This is a genomic window from Acinetobacter sp. ANC_7512 (assembly GCF_056779935.1).
Genome location: NZ_JBWYIX010000001.1, coordinates 105714 through 129554 on the forward strand (window position 1 = coordinate 105714; position 23841 = coordinate 129554).

Annotated in this window: 23 protein-coding genes and 1 pseudogene; 6 read left to right on the forward strand and 18 right to left on the reverse strand. The window is 39.2% G+C overall.

The annotated features are described in order from the left end of the window. Nucleotides 1–2: 2 nt before the first annotated feature. The 9 genes from rpsR to ppsA form a co-directional block, all read right to left on the reverse strand. A complete protein-coding gene (rpsR, locus tag AC1M9H_RS00510) occupies nucleotides 3–230 on the reverse strand; it encodes a 30S ribosomal protein S18 (protein WP_004719336.1) in 228 nt (75 codons plus the stop codon). Nucleotides 231–241: 11 nt separating this feature from the next. Beyond that, a complete protein-coding gene (gene rpsF / locus AC1M9H_RS00515) occupies nucleotides 242–628 on the reverse strand; it encodes a 30S ribosomal protein S6 (RefSeq protein ID WP_035267614.1) in 387 nt (128 codons plus the stop codon). A 303-nt stretch (nucleotides 629–931) separates the two neighbouring features. Next, nucleotides 932–1810, reverse strand: coding sequence for a heme o synthase (gene cyoE / locus AC1M9H_RS00520; RefSeq protein ID WP_035267056.1), 879 nt, complete (start codon nucleotides 1808–1810; stop codon nucleotides 932–934). A 10-nt stretch (nucleotides 1811–1820) separates the two neighbouring features. Then, nucleotides 1821–2153: a cytochrome o ubiquinol oxidase subunit IV gene (cyoD, locus tag AC1M9H_RS00525; RefSeq protein WP_171076771.1), complete on the reverse strand. Its 333-nt coding sequence runs from the start codon at nucleotides 2151–2153 to the stop codon at nucleotides 1821–1823. Then, nucleotides 2150–2767: a cytochrome o ubiquinol oxidase subunit III gene (gene cyoC / locus AC1M9H_RS00530; RefSeq protein WP_035267060.1), complete on the reverse strand. Its 618-nt coding sequence runs from the start codon at nucleotides 2765–2767 to the stop codon at nucleotides 2150–2152. Before cyoC ends, cyoD begins: the two co-directional genes overlap by 4 nt. 4 nt (nucleotides 2768–2771) lie before the next feature. Further along, entirely contained in the window at nucleotides 2772–4760 is a 1989-nt protein-coding gene (gene cyoB / locus AC1M9H_RS00535) for a cytochrome o ubiquinol oxidase subunit I (protein ID WP_035267062.1), read from the reverse strand. A gap of 3 nt (nucleotides 4761–4763) precedes the next feature. Next, nucleotides 4764–5828: a ubiquinol oxidase subunit II gene (gene cyoA / locus AC1M9H_RS00540; RefSeq protein WP_481595475.1), complete on the reverse strand. Its 1065-nt coding sequence runs from the start codon at nucleotides 5826–5828 to the stop codon at nucleotides 4764–4766. 289 nt (nucleotides 5829–6117) lie between these two features. Further along, complete coding sequence (locus AC1M9H_RS00545; RefSeq protein ID WP_481608387.1) at nucleotides 6118–6879, reverse strand: RDD family protein; 762 nt, start codon at nucleotides 6877–6879, stop codon at nucleotides 6118–6120. 81 nt (nucleotides 6880–6960) lie between these two features. Beyond that, nucleotides 6961–9339, reverse strand: a complete 2379-nt coding sequence (gene ppsA / locus AC1M9H_RS00550; protein WP_035267067.1) for a phosphoenolpyruvate synthase — start codon at nucleotides 9337–9339, stop codon at nucleotides 6961–6963. Nucleotides 9340–9494: 155 nt separating this feature from the next. Between ppsA and ppsR the strand changes: the two genes are divergently transcribed. Continuing rightward, the gene (gene ppsR / locus AC1M9H_RS00555) at nucleotides 9495–10331 is read left to right on the forward strand and encodes a posphoenolpyruvate synthetase regulatory kinase/phosphorylase PpsR (RefSeq protein ID WP_035267069.1); all 837 of its coding nucleotides are present in this window, start codon (nucleotides 9495–9497) and stop codon (nucleotides 10329–10331) included. A gap of 163 nt (nucleotides 10332–10494) precedes the next feature. Here ppsR and AC1M9H_RS00560 read toward each other — a convergent pair whose 3' ends face one another. The 5 genes from AC1M9H_RS00560 to AC1M9H_RS00580 all read right to left on the reverse strand — a co-directional run bounded on the left by AC1M9H_RS00560 (nucleotide 10495) and on the right by AC1M9H_RS00580 (nucleotide 14567). After that, on the reverse strand, nucleotides 10495–11055 hold the full coding sequence (locus tag AC1M9H_RS00560; RefSeq protein ID WP_481586989.1) for an NAD(P)/FAD-dependent oxidoreductase: 561 nt from the start codon (nucleotides 11053–11055) through the stop codon (nucleotides 10495–10497). Between the two features lie 20 nt (nucleotides 11056–11075). Beyond that, nucleotides 11076–12005: a ferritin-like domain-containing protein gene (locus tag AC1M9H_RS00565; RefSeq protein WP_481612505.1), complete on the reverse strand. Its 930-nt coding sequence runs from the start codon at nucleotides 12003–12005 to the stop codon at nucleotides 11076–11078. A 289-nt stretch (nucleotides 12006–12294) separates the two neighbouring features. Continuing rightward, the gene (locus AC1M9H_RS00570) at nucleotides 12295–13299 is read right to left on the reverse strand and encodes an LLM class flavin-dependent oxidoreductase (protein WP_481608389.1); all 1005 of its coding nucleotides are present in this window, start codon (nucleotides 13297–13299) and stop codon (nucleotides 12295–12297) included. Between the two features lie 131 nt (nucleotides 13300–13430). Beyond that, nucleotides 13431–13937 (reverse strand): hypothetical protein, encoded by a 507-nt coding sequence (locus tag AC1M9H_RS00575; protein WP_092766182.1) that lies wholly within the window; start codon nucleotides 13935–13937, stop codon nucleotides 13431–13433. A gap of 201 nt (nucleotides 13938–14138) precedes the next feature. Continuing rightward, the gene (locus AC1M9H_RS00580) at nucleotides 14139–14567 is read right to left on the reverse strand and encodes a glycine zipper domain-containing protein (protein WP_092766183.1); all 429 of its coding nucleotides are present in this window, start codon (nucleotides 14565–14567) and stop codon (nucleotides 14139–14141) included. 402 nt (nucleotides 14568–14969) lie between these two features. On the opposite strand from AC1M9H_RS00580, the gene prfA reads away from it, so the two are divergent. Beyond that, nucleotides 14970–16058 (forward strand): peptide chain release factor 1, encoded by a 1089-nt coding sequence (gene prfA, locus AC1M9H_RS00585; RefSeq protein WP_035267080.1) that lies wholly within the window; start codon nucleotides 14970–14972, stop codon nucleotides 16056–16058. Beyond that, nucleotides 16058–16876: a peptide chain release factor N(5)-glutamine methyltransferase gene (prmC, locus tag AC1M9H_RS00590; protein WP_092766184.1), complete on the forward strand. Its 819-nt coding sequence runs from the start codon at nucleotides 16058–16060 to the stop codon at nucleotides 16874–16876. The genes prfA and prmC overlap by 1 nt, the downstream gene beginning before the upstream one ends. A 37-nt stretch (nucleotides 16877–16913) precedes the next feature. On the opposite strand, the pseudogene AC1M9H_RS00595 reads toward prmC, so the two are convergent. The 3 genes and pseudogenes from AC1M9H_RS00595 to AC1M9H_RS00605 all read right to left on the reverse strand — a co-directional run. Further along, a pseudogene (locus AC1M9H_RS00595) lies at nucleotides 16914–17615 on the reverse strand (ABC transporter permease); the annotation flags it as partial. 116 nt (nucleotides 17616–17731) lie between these two features. Next, a complete protein-coding gene (locus AC1M9H_RS00600; RefSeq protein ID WP_481608390.1) occupies nucleotides 17732–18703 on the reverse strand; it encodes an aliphatic sulfonate ABC transporter substrate-binding protein in 972 nt (323 codons plus the stop codon). Between the two features lie 293 nt (nucleotides 18704–18996). Continuing rightward, complete coding sequence (locus tag AC1M9H_RS00605) at nucleotides 18997–19350, reverse strand: hypothetical protein (protein ID WP_481586993.1); 354 nt, start codon at nucleotides 19348–19350, stop codon at nucleotides 18997–18999. 281 nt (nucleotides 19351–19631) lie between these two features. Between AC1M9H_RS00605 and AC1M9H_RS00610 the strand changes: the two genes are divergently transcribed. Beyond that, nucleotides 19632–20396 (forward strand): 3-hydroxyacyl-CoA dehydrogenase, encoded by a 765-nt coding sequence (locus tag AC1M9H_RS00610; protein ID WP_481612506.1) that lies wholly within the window; start codon nucleotides 19632–19634, stop codon nucleotides 20394–20396. A 58-nt stretch (nucleotides 20397–20454) separates the two neighbouring features. Here AC1M9H_RS00610 and AC1M9H_RS00615 read toward each other — a convergent pair whose 3' ends face one another. Then, complete coding sequence (locus AC1M9H_RS00615; protein ID WP_481612507.1) at nucleotides 20455–21381, reverse strand: N-acetylmuramoyl-L-alanine amidase; 927 nt, start codon at nucleotides 21379–21381, stop codon at nucleotides 20455–20457. Nucleotides 21382–21621: 240 nt separating this feature from the next. On the opposite strand from AC1M9H_RS00615, the gene AC1M9H_RS00620 reads away from it, so the two are divergent. Together AC1M9H_RS00620 and AC1M9H_RS00625 are read left to right on the forward strand one after the other, a co-directional pair. Continuing rightward, a complete protein-coding gene (locus AC1M9H_RS00620; protein ID WP_481586996.1) occupies nucleotides 21622–22401 on the forward strand; it encodes a HesA/MoeB/ThiF family protein in 780 nt (259 codons plus the stop codon). A 39-nt stretch (nucleotides 22402–22440) separates the two neighbouring features. After that, nucleotides 22441–23739, forward strand: a complete 1299-nt coding sequence (locus tag AC1M9H_RS00625; protein WP_481612508.1) for an ABC1 kinase family protein — start codon at nucleotides 22441–22443, stop codon at nucleotides 23737–23739. Nucleotides 23740–23841 lie beyond the last annotated feature (102 nt).

Consider the following 23841-nt stretch of genomic DNA (forward strand, 5'->3'; position numbering starts at 1 on the left):
CCTCACTTATGATTGTCAGTGTAAGGAATCAACGCTAAGTAGCGAGCTTGTTTGATAGCAAGAGCTAATTGACGTTGGTAACGAGCTTTAGTACCTGTAATACGGCTAGGAACAATCTTGCCGTTTTCAGTGATGTACTGTTTTAAAGTATCGATATCTTTATAGTCGATATATGTAACGTTCTCAGCTGTAAAGCGGCAGAACTTACGACGACGGTAGAAACGTGCCATTGATGTTCTCCTTATGCTTCAGCAGAGTCTTGAGCTTGTTGTGCTTCTTCACGTTGAGCTTTACGCGCACGTTTTTCTTCAGCACTCTTAGCCAATAAAGACTCTTCAGTGATTGCGTTTTCACGACGAATAATAACGTTACGAAGAATAGCATCGTTGTAACGGAATAATTCTTCTAATTCATTAAGCGTAGTTTGGTTACATTCAACGTTCATTAAAATGTAGTGCGCTTTGTGAATTTTGTTAATTGGGTAAGCCAATTGGCGACGGCCCCAATCTTCAAGACGGTGAATTTGACCTTCAGCATCTTTAATGTGAGAGATATAGCGTTCTACCATACCTACCACTTGATCGCTTTGGTCTGGATGTACCAGAATTACGATTTCGTAGTGACGCATTGTCAGCTCCTTACGGTTTTATGCAGCCCCTAACGCATTTGTTAGAAGCAAGGAGTCACAAATAAATTTTATTGGTTTCAAAAAAACTTAATGTGTCGCAAAAAATGCGAAGCTGTATTGTAAGGATGTCGGCAGGGGATTACAAGAAAAATAAAGCAAAATATAACGACGAAGAAAATAAAGTGGACTATTAAATTTTGAAAATTTACTTACTTTTAGAAAGTATTTGAAGGTAGTGTTGAGTATAGATATTTATAGACTGCTTAAAGCGAAGATAAAAAAAGATAGAGGTTTCTCTATCTTTTAAAAAATGACAAGATTGTTTATTGGTGCAGTAGCAGTAAAACTAAAGCAGATACTGATAATCGTAATTAGGAGAACAGAGAATAAGAAATATTTCTTCGCCCATAATTGATCATTTTCAGCTTTAAATCCAATGATATTTAAATATAGCCAATAAACAGTCAATACATTGAGAATTATACAATAAAGCCAATTTGCATAGCCAAATACAAATAAAGCGTTCATTGAAATTGCAAATAGCACAATGTAAATCAGCGATTCGATCTTGGTGCGAACAATCGAGCGCGCAACAGGAAGAATCGGAATACCCGCATTTTTGTAATCATCAAAACGATAAATTGCAATTCCCCAAGAGTGAGGCATTTGCCAAAATGCATAACCCAAGAAAATGAGTAGCGCACCTAAATCGAATTGATTCGCGACCGCTGTATATCCAATGACAGGGGGGGCTGCACCAGAAATACTACCGACCACAGTTTGGTGGATCGTTGTTCGTTTTGTCCATAAGCTGTAAAAACCAACATATACGACAAAACCAATAACTGCGAATAAAAAAGCGTACGCATTTACCCAAAACCATAAAATACCAAAACCGAGTATGCCTAACAGCAAAGCAAAAGCTAATGCAATTTGAACAGAAATGGTTTTCTTAACTAACGCACGATTTTGAGTGCGCTGCATTTTTTGGTCGATGTCTTGATCAATAACGTTATTAACCACACATCCAGATGCAACTACGAGGGTAGTGCCAATGAGGGTAAGAAGCAGGAGAAGGAAATCTACTGAACCTTGGGTAGCTACAAAGTAGCCACCCAAAGTGGTAACAAAGTTACCAAAGAGAATTCCTGGCTTAGTCAGGAATAAGTACTTTTTAAACATGACAATCAGTTTAGATCATCATATTTGAATGTAAGTAGTTCATGATCCATACAGAACCAACTAAAAGAACAGCAATAGTTAGAATTGTATAGATAAATGCAATCACGTTCCAACGTTGCTCTGAAGATGAGTTCATGTGCAAGAAGTAAACTAATTGTACAAGTACCTGAGCAACAGCTGTAATACCAATAACAGCAATAATTGCACCACGGCTGAAGCTATCAGTATTCATTGCCATGTAGAATGGAACTACAGTCAATAAAACAGAAAGTACAAAACCGATTGTGTATTGCTTTACGTTACCGTGTGATGCACCAGCAGCATTATGATCATGACTCATTATAATACTCCCATTAAGTACACTACGCTGAATACGCAGATCCATACGATGTCAAGGAAGTGCCAGAACAAGCTTAGGCAAGCAAGACGACGAGTATTGATTGTAGTCAAACCATATTTTTTGATTTGAATCATCAACACGATCATCCATACCAAACCAGAAGTAACGTGAATACCGTGCGTACCAACTAAAGTAAAGAACGCAGATAAGAACGCACTCACGCTTGGTCCATGGCCAGCATGAACTAAATGATTAAATTCATAAAGTTCCATGCCGATGAAGATTGCACCGAATACAAATGTAACTGCTAACCAAGCTAGAACTTGACCAACATTTTTCTTGTAAGAAGCAAGTACCGCAAAACCAAATGTCACTGATGAAATCAAAAGTGCGAAAGTTTCAGTTAAAACGAAACCTAAAGAATCTGCAAAAAGATCCTTTGCACTTGGAGTGCCAGGTGGAATATGACTGCTTAATACAGCGAACGCGATGAAGAGTGTACCGAATAAAATCAAGTCACTCATCAAGTAAGTCCAAAAACCAAAGACCGTGATGTCGGTATCATCGTGATGATGTTCATCATGCTCGTGGTTTTCGTGATGAAGTACTTCAGCCATATCCTTAGTCCTTCTTCAAGTGTTTTTCGAGTAACGCATAACGTTCGTTTTCAATACGTTCTACTTCAGCAGCTGGAACATAGTAATCCACTTTCTTCGTGAATGAGCTCCAGATAAAGCCGATGATTGCAGAAACGAAAGAAACAATCGCTAACCACCAAATGTGCCAGATAAGTGCAAAGCCCATAACAGTGATGATCAGTGCAATAAGTACACCCGCAGCACGGTTAGTTGGCATATGAACATCTTCATATTTAGCAGGACGTGCGTAAGCTACACCATTTTCTTTGTCAGTCCAGAAGCGGTCGATACCGTTCGCTTGAGGCAATACTGCAAAGTTATAGAATGGAGCTGGAGATGAAGTCGCCCATTCAAGCGTACGTGCATCCCATGGATCGCCTGTAACGTCACGAGTTTGTTCGCGTTGTAAGAAACCAACAATGATTTGCATGATGAAACAAGCAATACCAATTGCGATTAATACAGCACCGAATAATGCGATACCAACATATGGATCCCAGTCTGGGTTGTCATACGAGTTTAGACGACGAGTCATACCCATGAAACCTAGGATATACAATGGCATGAACGCGAAGTAGAAACCAAAGAACCAGAACCAGAAGCATGCTTTGCCCCAGAATTCACTTAACTGCCAACCGAACATTTTCGGCCAGTAGAAAGTAATACCAGCAAACATACCAAATACAACACCACCAATAATTACATTATGGAAGTGAGCGATTAAGAATAGTGAGTTGTGTACAAGGAAGTCCGCAGGTGGAACCGCCATAAGTACACCAGTCAAACCACCGATACCGAAAGTCACTAAGAAGCCAACTGTCCAGTACATAGGTGATGTGAAGGTAATACGACCCTTATACATTGTGAATAACCAAGAGAAGATTTTCACACCTGTAGGAATCGCGATAATCATGGTCATGATACCGAAGAACGCGTTAACGTTGGCACCTGAACCCATTGTAAAGAAGTGGTGTAACCATACAACGAATGCAAGAACTGTAATCGCGATCGTTGCATACACCATTGATTTGTAACCAAACAATGTCTTACGAGAGAATACAGAAGTAATCTCAGAGAATAGACCGAATGCAGGTAAGATCAAGATATAAACTTCTGGGTGACCCCATGTCCAAATCAAGTTTACATACAACATTGGGCTACCACCCATGTCATTTGTAAAGAAGTGGAAACCGAAGTAACGGTCAAGCGTTAACATTGCAATTGTTGCAGTCAACACTGGGAATGATGCGATGATCAATACTGCAGTACATAAAGATGTCCACGTAAAGATCGGCATATCCATAAGACCCATGCCAGGAGCACGCATTTTAATGATGGTAACGAAGAAGTTAACACCAGTAAGAAGTGTACCAAGACCAGAGATCTGAAGTGCCCAGATATAGTAGTCAACACCAACACCAGGAGAGTATTCGATACCTGAAAGAGGAGGGTAAGCCATCCAACCAGTTGCCGCAAACTCACCAAGCGCAAGAGAAACCATCATCAAACCTGCAGCACCAGCGAATAACCAGAAGCTTAAAGAGTTTAATAATGGGAATGCTACGTCACGCGCACCAATTTGTAGTGGAACAGAAATGTTCATCATACCCACTACAAGACCCATCGCTACGAAGAAAATCATGATTACACCGTGTGCGGTGAAAATCTGATCGTAGTGTTCAGGGTGTAGATAGCCTTCGCCGCCGCCTTTTGCAAGGAACAATTGAAGACGCATCATAATCGCATCAGCGAAACCACGTAATAACATGATCACAGAAACGATAAGGTACATAATACCAATTTTTTTATGGTCTACAGATGTGAACCATTCGTTCCACAAGTAGCCCCATTTTTTGAAATAAGTGATACCAGCAAATACTGCAATACCACCTAAAATCATCATTAACACTGTTACCTGTACGATTGGATCGTACGGGATAGCATCTACACTTAACTTACCTAAGAAGCTCATGTCTTATTCCCCTACAACTGAAGAAGCAGGTTCAGCATTTACATCAGCAGCTACAGCATGACCTTCAGCTTTAGCTGAGTGATCTGCACCGTGGTAGTTTGCCATGTATTTGTTGATAATTGATTCAAACAAGCCTTTTTCAACAGAAGAGTAGTAAGTCACAGGATGAGGATGTGCCTTATATGGACCTTCTTTTTGAGCAATTTCAGCTTGTTGCTTCTCTAGATCGGTTTTAGCGTTACGAACCATCGCAGCGATTTGTTTCTCTGAACGGTTACCATCACGCAAGGTTGCAAATTCAGCTTGGTCTAAAACTGTTTTTTGAACAGCTTCAGGGTTAATTGAAGTACCGTTACCAGCTTTTACTGCAGACACCCATTCAGCGAACTTAGCTTCTGAAACAGAATGAGCTTGGAAGCGCATTTGTGTGAAACCATAGCCTGAATAGTTCGAAGAGAAACCACGGTATACACCTTCATTATCCGCAAGGACATGAAGTTGAGTTTGCATACCCGCCATTGCATAAATCTGACCAGCTAACTGAGGAATGAAGAAAGAGTTCATTGTGAAGTTAGAGGTGATATTGAAATTAATCGGAGTTTTTTCTGGGAAACGAACTTCGTTAACTGTTGCAATTTCTTGTTCAGGGTAAACAAAAACCCATTTGAACTGTTCAGCAATAACTTGAATAGTTAAATGCGATTTCTCTGATTCTAGCGGACGATAAGGGTCATACTTGTGTGAGCCCCACCATGTTAAATACGCTAAAATACCAATAATAATACACGGGATACCCCACACTACGATTTCAATAATAGTAGAGTGCGCCCATGTAGGTTTATAGTCTGCATCTTTATTTGACGCACGATATTTCCAACTAAACCATAAAGCCATCAATGCTGATGGAATTACTACCAATAGCATGAGGTAGATCGCAGTCATCATAAGATCAGACTGACCTTGTGCTACTGGACCTTTTGAGTTTAGAAGTACTATATCACCGCCACACCCTGTTAAGAGCACGGCAAGCGTTGATAAAGACAATACAGCTAAAATTGTTTGTCTCATTTTACAACCTCGGTGAAGAGTCCCATTCCCTAATAAAATTATGGGATAGCGATTATAGTGTCACATGATTGAAAAACAGAAAATTACATTTACTGAATTTCAGTCATATGACACCGCTACGTTGTAGGGCATTATGCCCTATAACGACCAACTAAGCTATATGTAAAGTGCCTTTAAATATAAGGATTAAACCCAATTTGTTTGGTCGGAATTGGTTGAAGAACTAATTACTTTTGGTATGAAAACAGAGGCAAAACAAAGGGGAGCATTTGCTCCCCTAAGATAAAAATTATCGTTTTATGACTTTAGTCTTTGCTAATTTATCGTGCAAAGTTTGTCTTTTTTGACTTAGACCGAAGGCATGATCAATGATGGTAATGAATGGCATAAAGAGTAAATTCAATACAATAAAAATCACACTACGCAATGTGAATGCGCGCATTAAGTTTACTTGCTGTCCATTTTCAGCATCAACAATTTGAATTTTTGCTACTTTTTTTCCTAAACTCTGACCACTTTTCGCAATTAAAAATGCTTGAGCAGCTAGCATTAATACAATGTAAACCAACATTGCTTGCCAAGCTTCCATTGGAATCAGTGTAAATAACTGTTCCTGTAATTTGATTGCTTGATCTGATGAGCTAGCATTCTGCATTTTTTGCTGAAGTTCAGTCAATTGAGCAACTTGTTCTTCCTGCATAAAGAACGAAGGAATCACCATGGCAGGCAACCAAAGCGCCAGATCAACGAGTTTAGCTAAAAATCGAGATCCAATTGAGGCAAGTTCTTGCTGAGCAGTATTTTTTTGAATATTTACACTCGCAATTGAAGGATTTGAATAGCTTTGTTGTACTGGTGGAGTCGGTTGATAGCCTTCAGGTTGGTAATATAATTTTCCTTGAGTGAGTTCACCTAAAGCTTTCCATTCAGTCATACCTTGATGCCAGACCAAGTCTGTGAGTAAAACTTGTTGGCTCGAGAGCATTTGATTTAACTGCTCTACCGTATACGGTCCAGCTTGTTGATTATTTCTCGCCAAGTAAATTTGCATAAACCTAATTTCTCAAAAATTACTAAAAAATAATGGGGTAAAAAAAAGACCCACGAATGGGTCTTTTTTTAACATAGTTTATTAAGCTTGTTTAGTCTTTTCTTCAGATAAGAAGAACCATGTATCTAAAACAGAGTCTGGGTTGAGTGAAACAGATTCGATACCTTGTTCCATTAACCAGCGAGCAAGATCTGGGTGGTCTGATGGTCCTTGGCCACAAATACCCACATATTTGCCTGCTTTACGACATGCGTGAATCGCCATTGAAAGAAGAGCTTTTACTGCTGGATCGCGTTCATCAAATAAATGAGAAACGATGCCTGAGTCACGGTCAAGCCCAAGCGTTAACTGAGTTAAGTCATTTGAACCGATTGAGAAGCCATCAAAATGTTCTAAGAATTGTTCAGCAAGTAGGGCATTGGTTGGTAATTCACACATCATGATCACTTTAAGACCATTTTCACCACGTTTTAAGCCATTTGCAGCAAGAAGTTCAATAACACGTTTTGCTTCAGCAACTGTGCGGACGAATGGGATCATGATTTGAATGTTAGTTAGACCCATTTCATCACGAACTTTCTTCAATGCACGGCATTCTAATTCGAAGCAGTCACGGAAGTTGTCAGAAACATAACGGCTCGCACCACGGAAGCCCAACATCGGGTTTTCTTCTTCAGGTTCGTATAATTTACCACCGATTAAGTTCGCGTATTCATTCGATTTGAAGTCTGACATACGTACGATGACAGGTTTATCAGCAAATGCAGCAGCAAGTGTAGAAATACCTTCAACGAGTTTTTCAACGTAGAACTCGATCGGTGAAGAGTAACCTGCAGTACGGGTCATCACAGCTGCACGTGTTTCGCGAGGTAAGCTGTCAATATTGAGTAATGCTTTAGGGTGAACACCAATCATACGGTTGATGATGAACTCTAGACGTGCAAGACCAATACCTTCGTTTGGAATTTGAGCGAAGTCAAATGCACGATCAGGGTTACCAACGTTCATCATGATTTTGAACGGAAGTGTTGGCATAGATTCAATCGAGTTACGTTGAACTTCGAAATCTAAAGCACCTTCGTAAATGAAACCTGTATCGCCTTCAGCACATGAAACAGTTACTTCTTGACCATCAACAAGTACTTCTGTTGCGTTACCACATCCAACAATTGCTGGAACACCGAGTTCACGTGCAATAATCGCGGCATGACAAGTACGACCACCACGGTTTGTAACGATCGCAGCAGCACGTTTCATAACTGGTTCCCAATCAGGATCGGTCATGTCAGAAACAAGAACGTCGCCATCTTGGACTTTGTCCATTTCTTTGATTGAATTAACAATACGGACTTTACCAGAACCGATACGTTGACCGATTGAGCGACCTTCACAAAGAACTGTACCTTTTTGTTTTAATAGGTAGCGTTCCATTGTGCCGACATTCTCACGGCTTTTCACAGTTTCAGGACGTGCTTGAACGATGTAAATTTGACCATCATCACCGTCTTTCGCCCATTCGATATCCATTGGCGCACCGTAGTGTTGCTCAATGATTAACGCCTGCTTAGCAAGTTCTTGTAATTCTTGATCATTTAAAGCAAATTGTTGGCGTTCAGTTTTTTCAACATCCACAACAACAACTGATTTACCTGCAGAGCCTTCTTCACCATAGATCATTTTTTGGTGTTTAGAGCCGAGGTTACGACGCAATACTGCGTGTTTACCTGCATTTAAAAGTGGCTTAGATAAATAGAATTCATCAGGGTTTACAGCACCCTGTACGACCATTTCGCCTAAACCGTAAGATGCAGTAATGAATACAACGTCACGGAAACCAGATTCAGTGTCCAGTGTAAACATTACACCAGCAGCACCAGTTTCTGAGCGAACCATACGTTGCACACCAGCAGAAAGAGCAACGATGTCATGATCGAAGTTTTGGTGTACACGGTAAGCAATTGCGCGGTCGTTATAAAGTGAAGCAAAAACTTCCTTAATCGCGATTAAGACGTTGTCAATACCGCGGATGTTTAGGAAAGTCTCTTGTTGTCCTGCAAAAGATGCGTCTGGTAAATCTTCTGCAGTCGCAGATGAACGAACGGCAACCGCGATCTCAGGGTTGCCGTTAGAAAGAGTTGCGAATGCATCACGAACTTCTTTTTCAAGTGCTGGAGTAAGCGGAGTATCAACGATCCATTGACGAATTTTAGCACCAGTTTCAGCAAGTGCATTTACGTCGTCAACATTGAGTTGTTTGAGCTCGGCTGAAATTTTGGCATTAAGACCACTTTGCTCAAGGAATTCACGGTAAGCTGCAGCAGTTGTTGCAAAACCACCTGGAACTGATACACCAGCATTTGCTAAATGGCTGATCATTTCGCCTAGAGATGAGTTTTTACCGCCCACGATTTCTACGTCGTGTTTACCTAATTTTTCCAGACCGATTACGCGTGCTTCCAAAGTTGTTACTCCACTTTTGCAGTATTAATCACTATCTTGGCATGATATTTTTCTGTGAAAACTTAGCAAACTTTCATTACTAAGCGACAGTCATGTAAGATCGGTTTACTATAAAGATTATATAGTACTTAGACAAATATTTGAGGATTAATTTAATGGCAGAAAGTAAAGATATTAAACGAAGTGTTTTTTTTATTTCCGATGGTACTGCCATTACGGCTGAAACACTCGGGCATTCTTTATTGGCTCAATTTCCTCATGTCGATTTTGATATTCATATCATTCCGTATATCACTACAGAAGAAGCCGCAATGAACGTCGTTGCAGAGATTAACGCGCGCGCAGAGTCTGATGGCCAACAACCTCTTGTCTTTGATACTCTTGTGGATCCCTATGTTCGGGATATCATCAATACGGCAAATGCGGTTAATTTAGATGTGTTTGAAGGGTTAATTAGTAAGCTATCTGAGGTGCTTGGAACAGCCCCTACAACTTTAGTCGGACAAACGCATGCTGTGACTGATTCTGAGTCTTATAAGGCACGTATTGATGCTGTACATTTCGCGCTGGATAATGATGATGGCGCACGTACAAGACACTATGATAAAGCGGACTTAATTTTGATTGGAGTGTCGCGTTCTGGTAAAACACCGACCTCAATTTATTTGTCATTACAATTTGGTATTCGAGTTGCGAACTATCCGTTAACTGAAGAAGATTTGGATGACAACCGTTTGCCAGCAGTTTTACGTCCACATAAGCATAAGTTGTTTGGATTAATGATTGATGCTGATCGTTTGGTGGCAATTCGATCTGAACGCAAAGCCAACAGTCGTTATGCAAGTTTTAGCCAATGTCAGATGGAATTGCGTGCAATCGAAGGTATTTATATTTCTGAAGGGATTAAATATCTAAATGTTTCAGAAATGTCGATTGAAGAAATCTCAACACGAGTATTGCAAATGACAGGCTTGAAACGCCGGATTGGTTAAATCGGTAAATCTAATTTAAAAAAAAGAAGCACTAGCTGTGCTTCTTTTTATTAAGAGATTAATCGTCATAAATACTCATAAAATTCAAAAATTATATAATTCAAGTGTCTATAATTTCATCATAAAATGTAATTTAGAATCGCATTTATCTACTAAATGATGGTTATTTTTCGTACGTTGTAATAATAATATCTACTAAGTGTTCGATTCCTTCCATACTTTGAACGGCATTTTCAGTAATTTTCACGACTGGCCATGTGATCAATTTACAGTTTTCTCGCTGTAAGGCGCTGTAATAATGATCGGATTTAAAAAATATTTTTTGCGACGAAGCTGGATTTGGCATCAATTGTCTTTTTAACCAAGTATCTGAAATCTGAGAATCTAAATATCGTATTGCCAATGTCGTCTTAATTCGCTGATTAAATAATCGTTTATTTTTAGCGATGAGGGGATGGGCAATAATTTTTTGAATCCCTTTTTCAGTGTGTGGCAAAACGAAATGAGGTGTCATTTGAAATACTTTGACGAATAGAGCATTTTGGCAAACCACATCTAAATGTGAAACTGACATTTGATTGGCACCAATAATCGCGACCTTTAATCCTGAAAAATCGGTTTGTTTGATGTCCTCAGCTGAGATAATTTTTCCTTTAAAGTTGGAAAAATACTCAGCTTCATTATGAAAGAACGAATCCGTGTGGGCTTTATTCCTTTTTTTCATTTCTGTACCTAATTATTGTTTTAGTGGGTTGCTTTTGGTTCTGCAGTTAATTCATATATCCAAGATGGGATTTTAGGTAAAGATTTTTCTGGAATCTTATCAGTCATTTTTACCATAGTGTCGACAGGGATATGAAACCATTTATTACGTCGGTTCATGGCACTTCGTGCATGGAAGTTAATAATTTGATACCAAGGATTACGACGACCTTCTGCAGTACGTCCACCTATTCGAGCAAATTTGTGCATCGCTGCATAGAGCTTTTCTTCTGGCAGACCTAGTTTAATCACATTATCACGCATTTTATTAATGAGTGGTAAGTAGGCAAGAATACCAAGTAATAAACGTGGATCTACAACTCGCGCTGCCATTTTAGAAAGCTCAATAAAGGTTTTATTGTAGCCTTGATCTTCCATGACACTAAATCCAACACCTAAATGACGAGCTTCATCACCATTAATTAGTTCAAAAGCTTGATGACAAACTGGGTCTTCTACAGTATCCAATAGGAATGTACAAAGTGCGCCATCAAGAGCGACTTCCAGCATCGGAATGACAGCACCTAGAATATAGAAGGGCATTTCATCAGCATAAGTGTCGAGCCATTCGATGATCAGTCTTAAATTTTTATTGGGTTTAGGAATATCGCCTTCAAGCATACCCCATCTTTTCATCAGTGCCATTTCGGCATTGGCGTGACGCTGTTCCTCAGCGTGGAAAATGGCATATATTTCGCGAAGCGTATCTGTCGGTGCTTTTTTTGACATCGCAGAAAATGCACGAGCACCTACATGTTCGATCCACATTAGATCAGCCATAAAATCTTTAAGCTTGGGCCACTGTTCTGCGGTGACTAATTCTTTGCCAGGAGCATCCCAGGCAATATCCGAGAGTGTCCATTGAGTATGTTTTACTTTATCCAACATTTTTTCTAAGTCGATAGAGGCCATGTTATACATCCGTATTTATTTTTTAATCATGAAATTTTATCGCTTAAAAATGTGATGTGTTTTGCAGAAGTGCTTATTTTAGTTTGATATAAAATGCCAAATTTTAAGTATTTGATTATGAATAACTAATATTGTTGGTTAAAAGAATTTTTTCATTGGAATAGTCTTTTAGGGACATTTGATGTCATTTATTGCCAATAGTTGTTTGACAAACTCAAGAAATGAAAGAGTAATTAATTATAGATTTGAAATCAAAACCATTACTCAATCATTTCAGGATTTTTTTGATCTAAGCATTTTGCTTAATTTGCATTAAATACTCAAAGTTTTGAATGCGTTTGTCTGTATCGTAGATATCACAGGTAAAAATAAACTCATCTACATCATAAGGCACCAGTAGTTGTTCAAGACCTTGTTTCACTGTTTCTGGTGATCCGATTTGAGCCATTGCGTAAAAACTGTCAACTGACATCTTTTCTGGAGCAGACCAAATTCCATCCATTGATTTAACTGGAGGTTTGAGTTTTAAGCTTTGCCCACGCATTAAGCCTAATACACGTTGATAAGCGCTAGTAGCCAAGTATTCAGCTTCTTCATCAGTATCAGCTACAACAGTTGGAACGCCCATAGATACATAAGGACGATCCAAATATTCAGAAGGTTCGAAGTTTTCTCTGTAAAGTTGAATCGCTTGACCCAGCATACGAGGGGCAAAGTGAGAAGCAAAAGAATAAGGTAAGCCAAGTTTAGCAGCCAATTGTGCGCTAAATAAGCTAGAACCTAACAGCCATACGGGAACATGTGTTCCTTGACCTGGTGTCGCTTTGATTCTCTGATGTGGCGATGGTTCCCCCAAATAGCTCAAAATTTCGAGCACGTCTTGTGGAAATTGATCTTCAGTCTCTTGACGACCTCGGCGTAAGGCACGCATGGTCAATTGATCTGTACCTGGTGCGCGTCCTAGTCCGAGCTCAACTCGATCAGGATAAAGCGTTGCTAGTGTTCCAAATTGTTCTGCTACAACAAGTGGTGCATGATTAGGCAGCATGATTCCGCCAGAACCTACTTTTAAAGAGGAGGTGTTAGCAAGGATATAGCCTAATAACACAGCTGTAGCTGAGCTAGCGATACCATCCATATTATGGTGCTCTGCAAGCCACAGTCGTTTAAAACCCAATTGTTCGATTTTTTGTGCTAACTCCAAAGCATGCTGTAGTGAAAAAGCAATCGTTTTATCATCACGTACAGGAGCGAGTTCCAATACTGAAAACTCGATATCTTTTAAGCTTCGCATAACTTTCTACTCTTTTGAACACTCATAAAGATGTTAATACGAACTCGAGTATTTGTATATTGAAAAAAAACGATATAAGTGTAAATAAAAAAGCGCTCTAGGTTGAGCGCTTGAATTTTAAGAGTTTGGAATTAGCGTTTACCGTTTTTATACCAGCCTAAATGACGACCATTGTCACTTCTGTAATTACGGTCATTATAACGATAGTTTGAATTGCGATAACCGCTTTCACGGCGATCATAACGATCTCTATAGTCATCTTCGCGACGATCTTCAGCCACTTTTTTACCTAAAACTGAACCACCAGCTGAACCTAATGCAGCCCCAGCATAACCAGCATTTGTTCCGCCCATATTATTACCAACGGTGTAACCACCAGCACCACCTAATGCTGCACCAATTGCAGCAGCATTACGATCTTTTTTATTCGCTGATGCAGCTGCGCCACCAGCACCACCAATCGCTGATCCGATCATTGCTCCAGTCGAGCCACCCATTTGTTGACCAATCGCAGCACCAACGACTCCACCTAAAGCAGATGTGAGGGCAACTCTAGACGAACTATCAGCATAAGCAGTTGTTGTACTCAAGGCCGCAGTTGCGATCGCAGCAGCAAATAACTTTGAATTGAATTTCATGGTGAACTCCTTGTCGAAGTCTTATATTTGATGGTTTTAATTTAATCCAAATTTCTGCAATCATTTTGGAGAGCAAGTTGCTGGTTTGTATTTTTCTCTCCCTAATTTATCCATAATTAATTTGTTAATAAAAAAATGCGCCCTAAGGCGCATCGAGGTGAATACAGAGTATTCAAAGGGGAAACTAACAATCAGATTATATTAACGGCGGCTATGTTTTTTCTTTTTCCATTTACGATCTTGACGTGAATCATATGCTTTGTCTTTCGCAATTTTGTTACCAAGAGCAGCACCACCAGCAGCACCTAAAGCAGAGCCGATATAACCGCCATTGGTTCCACCCATACTATTACCTACGGTATAACCCGCACCGCCACCTAATGCACCTCCAATGGCAGATTCAGTACGGTTACGTTTATTACTAGCAACAGCAGCACCACCAGCACCACCAAGTGCTGCACCTAAAGTTGCACCTGTTGTGCCACCCATGTTTTTACCAATTGCTGTACCGGCTACACTACCTAAAGCACTCGCAGCAGCGACACGCGCTGTACTGTCTGCATGTGCAGATACCGTGAACATTGATGCAGTGGCTAAGGTGGCTGACATTAATAGGGTATTTAATTTCATGTGTGACTCCATGTCCTTGTTCGTGGACGAGTAATAATTCGTTGAGCACAATGTAACAAGAATTGAAGCGCTAAATATGTAGAAGTTAACCTAGAGTTTTACGTTTTGGTTGCACAATGTTGTTTTTATATTACAACTGATCATTCAATATACATTATTGGGCTGATTAAGAAGAAACTATGGAGAGTTGATTCAGTAAACAGTTTTTAAACTTGGCAGTTATGGGGCTAATTATTGATTATCCATTAATTGGGTGTGACAAGGATTTAAAAAATGGTTTTGCAAAGTCATTCTATATAAATATGTTAATTGAATGTCAGAGTCGTTAAACTACTCGCAATTTTAGAAATATTAATTTAAGGCAGTCCTTAAGTTAATCCAGTATTAGAGATTTTATTTAACATGAAAGAATCGTTACGTTTACGATTAGACCAACTTTGTGATCGTCATGAAGAATTAGAAGCGCTATTGGCTGATGTTGAAGTCATTTCCGACAATAAGCGTTTCCGTAATTTGTCACGTGAACACAATGATTTGACTGAAATCACCACTGTTTGGAAAAAATATACCCAAGCGGAAGAAGATATTGTAACGGCTGAAGCAATGTTGTCAGATCCTGACTTTAAGGAAATGGCTCAAGAAGAAATTAAAGAAAATAAAGCATTAATTGAATCTTTAGAGGCAGAATTGAATATTCTGATGATTCCGAAAGATCCAAATGATGCGAACTCTGCATATCTGGAAGTACGTGCAGGGACAGGTGGCGATGAAGCTGCGATTTTCTCTGGTGATTTATTCCGTATGTACAGTAAATATGCTGAATCACAGGGTTGGCGTGTCGAAATCCTTTCTGAAAATGAAGGTGAACATGGCGGTTACAAAGAAATTATTTGTTTAATTAATGGTGAAGGTGTTTACGGACGCTTAAAATTTGAAAGCGGTGCTCATCGAGTTCAGCGCGTTCCTGCAACTGAATCACAGGGGCGAGTTCATACTTCAGCTTGTACCGTTGCAATTCTTCCTGAAATTGATGTTGATACGACTGTAGATATTAACCCTTCAGACTTGCGTATTGATACTTATCGTGCATCTGGGGCGGGTGGTCAGCACGTCAATAAAACGGATTCTGCTGTACGAATCACGCATATTCCGACAGGTACTGTTGTTGAATGTCAGGAAGAGCGTTCACAACATAAGAACAAAGCAAAGGCAATGGCATTATTGGCATCTCGTCTTGAGAATGCTAAACGTGCAGCAGCTGATGCTGCTACATCTGAAATGCGCCGTGATTTGGTGGGTTCAGGTGATCGTTCAGAACGTATTCGTACCTATAATTATCCTCAGGGTCGTATGACTGATCATCGTATTAACTTAACTTTATATAAGTTGGATGCAGTGATGGAGGGAGATTTGACTGAGCTTTTAGATAGCTTACATCGTGAATATCAAGCGGATCAATTGGCAATGCTTGCACAGCAGAATGGTGGTTAATGAACATTCAACAAGCGCTTGCACTGCGTGGTGAGCCTGAAAGTTATGAGCGTCAAGAAAATGCTTGGTTGCTCGAACATATCACTAAAATCGATTCATTCGATTTGGTGATGAAGAAGGATAAAGAGCTCACTGCAGAACAAGAGCAGGCGTATCGAGAGGCGATTGCTCGGATTGAAGCAGGTGAGCCTTTAGCTTATGTCACAGGTTCGCAACCTTTTTGGACATTGGACTTAAAAGTGACGTCCGATACTTTGGTGCCTAGACCGGACACCGAAGTTTTGGTGGAGACAGTTTTAAAGTTAGAGTTGCCTGAGGATGCGCGCGTTGTAGATTTAGGAACTGGGACAGGCGCCATTGCATTGTCACTCGCTTCCGAACGTCCTAATTGGTCTTTAACAGCAACCGATATTTATGAGCCTACATTGGAAGTCGCTAAATTTAATGCTGAGCAACATGACTTAGATCAGGTTCAATTTGTACTAGGCAGTTGGTTAAAACCGTTTGGGCGTCAATTTTTTGATGTCATTGTATCTAATCCGCCTTATATTGATCCAGCAGATGAACATATGCACAATTTGGCGACCGAGCCTCAACGTGCATTAATCTCTGATAAAAAAGGTTTAGCTGATCTTGAGCAAATTATTTTACAAGCCAAGAAGCATCTGACTGTTGAAGGTTGGGTGGTACTTGAACATGGATATGATCAAGCAGACGCTGTTCAGCATCTATTTCGTCAAGCAGGTTATAAGAAAGTGAGAACCGTTAAAGATTATGGTGGTAACGATCGCGTGACTTTAGCACAATGGCCTCATTAGAAATAAAAAAGCGACTTTAGGTCGCTTTTTTATTGATTCATCTTTTGATGACATCACGCCATAACAATAATTTTGATTCAAATACTTTCATTATGGTATCCGTGATTTTTCCCAATATTGCCAATAAAATAATAGCAATGATCACAATATCTGGACGCGATGTTTCACGTCCATCACTTAATAAATATCCAATACCTTGCGTTGCTGCAATGAGTTCAGCGGCAATCATGAACATCCAAGCTAAACTCAAACTATTGCGCAAGCCTGTAAGGATAGATGGAGAAGCTGCGGGTAAAACGATTTGGTAGATTTGTTGCCAGCGATTCAGTCTATACACTTGAGCCAACTCAATCAATTTTCGGTCGACACCATGAATACCAGCCACAGTATTGGTATAGGTTGGAAAAAAAGCACCAATCGCAATAAGGGTGATTTTTGAGGATTCATTAATACCAAGCCATAACAAAAGGAGAGGAATCCACGCAAGACTAGGAATTGACTTAATTGCAGAAAAGGTCGGTTCAATAAACTCTTCTGCATGGTGATTGAGTCCTACCAAAACTGCAAAAAATAGTGCTAAGCCACTACCAATAGCAAACCCTAAAAACACTCGCCATGTACTTGCCCAAATATGTTGACCTAAATCATTCTTAGCAAGTTCTTGCAGGGAAACTAATAAGCTACTTGGTGCAGGTAGCAGATAAGGTTCAACTACACCACCTCGAACCAAAATTTCACACAGCAATACCAGTAATACAGGGAGGAAAATACCTTTCAACCATTTATTCCCTTTTGTCGACAGTTGTGAATGGACATCGATATTCCGATGTTCAATCACTTTTTCACTGATCGCCATTATTTTGTCACCACTTTTTGAGCGAATGAGGCATTAAATAACTGTTGAACAACTTGATTTACATTTGTTCCTTTACGAACTAAGTCTTCTTCAGTCAAGATTTTGCCGGATTTTTGTAGTGCATTAATGTGTTGGGCTGTAGGAATGTTTTGATTAAAGTCAGTACGCTGAAGCTGAAGTTTTGCAACCTCTAAAGGTAGTTTAGCTTCAGTGGCGAGTAACTGCGCCAGTTTATCTGGATTGGCTTTTGCCCATTTACGTGCTTGCTCATACGCTTTAATTACGGCTTCAATTGCTTCTGGGCTAGATTGAGTAAATGGCTCTTTGACGCTTAACACGCTATAACTATTAAAGCCTACATTATGATAAAGCAGTTTTGCACCCGACTGAACTTGAGCTGATGCCATCAAAGGGTCTAAGCCAGCCCAAGCATCCACTTGCTTACGCTCTAACGCTGTTTTGCCATCTGGATGTTGCAAATGAACAAGCTGTACATCTTTTTTATTCAATCCAACGGTATCTAAAGCTTGTAGCGTCAATAAAAATGGGTCAGTTCCTTTTGTTGCGGCAATTTTTTTACCTTTTAGATCTTTTAAGGATTTAATCGGGGAGTCTTTTGGCACGACTAAAGCTGTCCATTCAGGTTGGCTTTGGATATAAACTGTTTTAACAGAGCTACCATTGGCACGACTTAATACAGCGGCAAGACCAGCTGTTGAAGCAAAATCAACACTGCCGCTATTGAGATATTCTAAGGAGCGATTACTGCCTTGACTAAATACCCATTTGATTTTGGTATTGGGTAAAGCCTTTTCTAATAACTTTTGATTTTTAACCACTAAGCTCGTAGGAGCATAATAGGCATAATCCAGTTTGATTTCCTTAGGGAGGGCAGCATTAGCTCCACTATGAACAACACTAATTACTAAACCCAACAGTCCTAATTTCAATGGAGATATCGATTTTTTCATTGAAGTACCTGATTTAATTCGCTAAATTTTCGATATAAATAGCCTTTCAGGTGATTTGTGACAAAAAAGAAAATGAGATATTAAAAGAACAAATTTTGATAAAGTTAAAATTATGAGTTAACACATTGAAATCAAATCAATATTTTATAAATATTGTGGTTTTGTGAAAATATAGTGATTTATCAGAACTTTATATAAATTAATGCAATGAGATGAAGGTCACATAATTTAATATAGCAAGGCTAAGAGTGAAAATGAGACCAAACCATATCAGTTTGATCTCAATACTTACATTATACGAAATACTCAGTTGAAATATCGCTCACTTCAAGAAGGTCTAATGAGTCTGACTCCAAAGCCAAGCATAGCGCTACTACCTTTAAAGTGTCCGAAATTTTTGAAGCATCTTTTAACGCAATACCAGATTTCAGTTCATTAAGACGATCAGTTGAAATATCTAATGCAAGTGCAGTTTCACTTGCATCTTGAGTGTCTAGGAATTGATTGATTGCATTTTTTAAATCTATTTCGGATGCATTCAGAATGCTCATTTGAAGCTGCTCTGAAATTTGATCTGAATCTTGATTAAGTGCATGGGTGAAAGTTTGAGCAAAATTTTGCTCTAAGACATCGATCATTTTAAACATGATTGAACCTTTAGGAGATATGGCAAAATGCCGAAATGAATAAGATTAAAATAGTTTAAATATTAGCCGAATTCAAAAGAATATCGATGACTGCATGGTTTTTAAATCATGTCATTAAGGCAAAAAAAATTGTCATGGGTGATTTATTTTTATATAAAATAAATATTAAATTATATCTATTTTGAATTATTTAGACCAATTGGTCACTGAATAAATTGAATCCGTATTGGAGGAAGATTACCCTAAAGCCAACCTAAAACTAAAAATGGATAATGGGATTTATGAATATTCAAGGAAAAGTGATTGTTGTTACAGGTGGCGCTTCTGGGTTAGGTGCGGCGACAGCAGCTTATCTTCAACAGCAGGGTGCTCGAGTCGTAATTGTTGATATGAATGCATCTTTGGGCGAGCAAACGGGTCAAGAAATTGGTGCAGAATTTATTCAACTAGATGTAACTGATGAAAAAGCAGTTGAATCATTCTTTGCACACATACAAGAAAAATATGGACAATTAAATGGTTTAGTCAACTGTGCTGGTATTGCACCATCAGCTAAAGTGCTTGGTCGTGATGGCCTGCATGCCTTAGATATGTTCCAAACAGTACTGAATATCAACGTCAGTGGAACCTTTAATATGTTGCGATATGCTGCGCAATTAATGTCACAGTATGCGCTTTCGGGGGAAGAGGAAGAACGCGGTGTCATTGTGAACACGGCTTCAGTTGCTGCTTTTGATGGTCAAATTGGTCAGGCTGCATATTCTGCATCTAAGGGCGCTGTTGTTGGTATGACTTTGCCATTGGCGCGTGAGTTAGCACGCGAAAAGATCCGTGTTATGACTATTGCACCTGGGATCATGGAAACTCCGATGCTTAAAGGTCTTCCGCAAAATGTGCAGGATGCATTGGGACAGATGGTTCCATTCCCACCACGTTTAGCTAAACCTGAAGAATTTGCGAAACTGGTTGGACATATCTTTGAAAATTCGTATTTAAATGGTGAAGTGATTCGATTGGATGGCGCAATTCGTATGGCGCCAAAATAATATATGAAAATCAGTTTAGTCTTCACTTAAATAGACGACTAAACTGATCTCAGATGCTTTATGGTGTAATCGCCGGACGAGCTACATTACGATACTTCTCAAGTAATGCATCAAGGCGGGCTACAGTTTCAATATCCGCGAAACCATCATATTTCTCAGGATAAAAATGCATTTGGAATGCGGATACAACATTTTGAGTGACTTGATCGTATTGACCAGTGACAGGAATGTTATATCCGTATAATGCCAATTTGCTTTGTAACGAAGCAATATCATTCTTCCAAGGATGATAAGTACGATAATAATTTACAGTGTCGTTATCGTACCAAGCACCGATGTTATAATCTTCATATAAACGTTTCCAAGGAAATAGCGGACCTGGATCAAATTTACGACCTGGAGAAATATCACTGTGCCCCAAAATTCGGTCGGGTCTGATCTCGTATTTTTTAGTAATTTTTAAAATAATATCTGCAAGGACTTTGATTTGTTGTTTTGATGAAAATGGATACCATCGACGTTGCATCAAAGGGAGTTGTTCATCGTCTGCAGGGAAACCGAGATTTTCAATTTCAATGCCGATACTTGAGGCATTCAAACTGCTGTTGGTCTGCCAAGAACTCGTGCCAGCATGCCAAGCTCTTTTATCATCAGGCACAAGACGGTACACAGTAAATTTACCATTGGTTGGTAATTCGGGTACAAAATAGTGACTACTGGCAGGGAAATTAGGATCTTTAAACAAAGCCAATGTTTCGTCTTTAGATACTGCTGTGTAGTGCAGAATCAAGAACATTTGCCGATTGTCTTGATTGGGTGAAGCATTCTCTTCGTCCAGATCATAAAGCGTGCTTTCTATATATTCTGGTTGGGTATCCGAACCTTGATTGACGTATGTAATGTTGGTGATCTTTTCATCTTTACATGCCGTCAGGAATAAACTCGAAACTAATAATGTAGCGAGTGCAAAAATTTTTTTATTCATAAGTATGACTGTCATTTATTGGAGTTAGATGTTTTTAAAATTAATTGCTAGTGAAGCAATTATTGAGATTATGTTTATTAATAGTACAAAATAAAATAAGAAAAATTAAACAAACCTATTCGAATTGTAACAATAAGGTACAGATCTTCTAGGGTAAAAATTATCTTCAGAATTGTATGAATAGACTGCTTATTTATTCGGTATCATAGGCTTATACAAGCATGTAATCAGGGTGTTTAGGTGAGTGATAGCATTGAACTGAGTGATGTTGAGCTACAGTTGTACGCAAGACAAATATTACTAGAGGATTGGGATATTGATGCACAAGAAAGATTAAAGCTGTCCAATGTGCTTATTATTGGTTGTGGTGGAATAGGGTGTTTGACTGCAGAGTTATTGGCGAGAGCAGGCGTGGGTAAATTGACACTCATCGATGCTGATACTGTAGAAATTAGTAATTTACAGCGACAAATTGCCTTTGATCATCATGATGTGGGTTTTTACAAAGCTGAAGTGTTAGCCAAGAAAATTTCTCAAATTAATCCTTATATTAAGATTGAATACATCAATACTAAATTTGATTTTAATAATGCTGCCGCACTGATTACACAGCAAGATCTTGTGTTAGATGGTTGTGACAATTTTGAAACCCGTTATTTGGTCAATCAAATGTGTAAGGATGCGAATGTTCCACTCATTAGTGCATCTGCGATTGGTTTGCAGGGGCAGTTATTTATGGTGGATGGTGAATCAGCATGTTATGAATGTCTTTTTCCTAAAGAAGATCATGCAGATGAGAGTTTAAGGTGTGCAGATTCAGGAGTTTTAGCAACAACTCCTAACCTGATGGCAAGTATGCAAGCACATCATGCGCTATTATATCTGGGGTTAAATTTAACACCATTAAAACAGAAGATCCTTCTATGGAATGGAAGGAACATGCAACAGCGAATTTTGAATTTTGACAAGGATAAAGAATGTCAAATCTGTCACATCAGTCAATCCGCAAAGACAATTTAATTTGCTACACTCAACATATCGAAATTTAATATCGACATTATGAAAAATAATATTTGGTTAGATGGTTTACGCTCAGTGGCCCGTGTAGGTGAAACTGCGGTCATTGCTGCGCGAGCAGGGATTAAATACGCGACAGAAAAACCGAGTAATGCGAAATTAATGCGCGAAACTTTCGAGTCACTTGGTTCAACGTATATTAAGTTGGGACAGTTTATTGCCAGTACGCCTTCATTATTTCCACGTGAATATGTTGAGGAATTTCAAGGGTGTTTAGATCAGACACCTAAACTCCCATTTAGCTATATTGAAAGTGTTTTGAATGCTGAGTTTGACGGTCGCGATTTAGGTGAAATTTTCGCATCTATTGATGAAACGCCATTAGCTTCTGCTTCGATCGCACAAGTGCATGCTGCTAAATTGGTGAGCGGCGAAGATGTCGTGATCAAAGTCCAAAAACCTGGTGTTGAAACTATCCTTTATACGGATTTAAATGTCCTACATTGGGCGACCAAGATTCTAGAGAAGGCAGTTCCTAAAGTAAAATTTGCTTCACTTGCGGATATTGTTGAAGAAATCAAAACACGTATGGTTCGTGAAGTTGATTTTATTGAAGAAGCAAAAAATATTGATGATTTTGTTAATTATCTGCACATTACTCAAAATACTAAAGCGACTGCACCAAAGGTATATCATCAATATTCAACACGTCGTGTCCTGACAATGCAGCGTCTTTATGGCGTGCCGTTGACGGATTTCGATGTGGTTCGTCAAGTTTCTAAAGACCCATCACAGGTTTTGATTACTGCCATGAACACATGGTTTGGTAGTTTGATGATGTGTGAAAGTTTCCACGCAGATTTACATGCTGGCAACCTCATGCTTTTGGATGATGGTCGCATTGGATTCATTGATTTTGGTATTGTGGGACAATTAAAGCCTGAAGTATGGACGGCATGTATTGCTTTCATGGATGCATTGCAAAATACCAATTATCCATTGATGGCAGAAAATATGCTGAAAATGGGCATGACCAATACGCAAATTGATACAACAGTTTTGGCAAACGATTTAGAGCGATTATTCAGTGGTGTACTCACAGCTGATCCTCAGCAAATTCTGTCATCTAATCCAGCCGACTTAAATGACATCATGATGGATATGGTGGCTGTAGGTGAGCGTCATGGCATCCGTTTTCCACGGGATTTCGCATTGTTGTTTAAACAAATGCTTTATTTTGATCGTTTTATGAGAATTCTTGCGCCGTACACTGATATTTATGCAGATCAGCGCTTACAAATGGTACAAACAATCAATCCTAATCTTTTGTTGAAACATTAAATCTTAAACAAGTGTTAAAATATCACAGCAAATCCTCAATAGAAGAGGATTTGCTTTTATCGCCTCCCGTCAAGCGTGCTATCACTGTTTGATAGTTTACGA

What these genes read in the sequence shown, in the direction of transcription:
- AC1M9H_RS00565 (WP_481612505.1), bottom strand. Translation starts at nt 12,005, where the DNA reads ATGGCCTCTATCGACTTAGAAAAAATGTTGGATAAAGTAAAACATACT.
- cyoB (WP_035267062.1), bottom strand. Translation starts at nt 4,760, where the DNA reads ATGAGCTTCTTAGGTAAGTTAAGTGTAGATGCTATCCCGTACGATCCA.
- AC1M9H_RS00605 (WP_481586993.1), bottom strand. Translation starts at nt 19,350, where the DNA reads ATGTTTAAAATGATCGATGTCTTAGAGCAAAATTTTGCTCAAACTTTC.
- cyoA (WP_481595475.1), bottom strand. Translation starts at nt 5,828, where the DNA reads ATGAGACAAACAATTTTAGCTGTATTGTCTTTATCAACGCTTGCCGTG.
- AC1M9H_RS00575 (WP_092766182.1), bottom strand. Translation starts at nt 13,937, where the DNA reads ATGAAATTCAATTCAAAGTTATTTGCTGCTGCGATCGCAACTGCGGCC.
- AC1M9H_RS00560 (WP_481586989.1), bottom strand. Translation starts at nt 11,055, where the DNA reads ATGAAAAAAAGGAATAAAGCCCACACGGATTCGTTCTTTCATAATGAA.
- AC1M9H_RS00610 (WP_481612506.1), top strand. Translation starts at nt 19,632, where the DNA reads ATGAATATTCAAGGAAAAGTGATTGTTGTTACAGGTGGCGCTTCTGGG.
- ppsR (WP_035267069.1), top strand. Translation starts at nt 9,495, where the DNA reads ATGGCAGAAAGTAAAGATATTAAACGAAGTGTTTTTTTTATTTCCGAT.
- prfA (WP_035267080.1), top strand. Translation starts at nt 14,970, where the DNA reads ATGAAAGAATCGTTACGTTTACGATTAGACCAACTTTGTGATCGTCAT.
- rpsF (WP_035267614.1), bottom strand. Translation starts at nt 628, where the DNA reads ATGCGTCACTACGAAATCGTAATTCTGGTACATCCAGACCAAAGCGAT.
- cyoC (WP_035267060.1), bottom strand. Translation starts at nt 2,767, where the DNA reads ATGGCTGAAGTACTTCATCACGAAAACCACGAGCATGATGAACATCAT.
- AC1M9H_RS00570 (WP_481608389.1), bottom strand. Translation starts at nt 13,299, where the DNA reads ATGCGAAGCTTAAAAGATATCGAGTTTTCAGTATTGGAACTCGCTCCT.
- rpsR (WP_004719336.1), bottom strand. Translation starts at nt 230, where the DNA reads ATGGCACGTTTCTACCGTCGTCGTAAGTTCTGCCGCTTTACAGCTGAG.
- prmC (WP_092766184.1), top strand. Translation starts at nt 16,058, where the DNA reads ATGAACATTCAACAAGCGCTTGCACTGCGTGGTGAGCCTGAAAGTTAT.
- AC1M9H_RS00600 (WP_481608390.1), bottom strand. Translation starts at nt 18,703, where the DNA reads ATGAAAAAATCGATATCTCCATTGAAATTAGGACTGTTGGGTTTAGTA.
- AC1M9H_RS00625 (WP_481612508.1), top strand. Translation starts at nt 22,441, where the DNA reads ATGAAAAATAATATTTGGTTAGATGGTTTACGCTCAGTGGCCCGTGTA.
- cyoE (WP_035267056.1), bottom strand. Translation starts at nt 1,810, where the DNA reads ATGTTTAAAAAGTACTTATTCCTGACTAAGCCAGGAATTCTCTTTGGT.
- AC1M9H_RS00580 (WP_092766183.1), bottom strand. Translation starts at nt 14,567, where the DNA reads ATGAAATTAAATACCCTATTAATGTCAGCCACCTTAGCCACTGCATCA.
- AC1M9H_RS00545 (WP_481608387.1), bottom strand. Translation starts at nt 6,879, where the DNA reads ATGCAAATTTACTTGGCGAGAAATAATCAACAAGCTGGACCGTATACG.
- AC1M9H_RS00615 (WP_481612507.1), bottom strand. Translation starts at nt 21,381, where the DNA reads ATGAATAAAAAAATTTTTGCACTCGCTACATTATTAGTTTCGAGTTTA.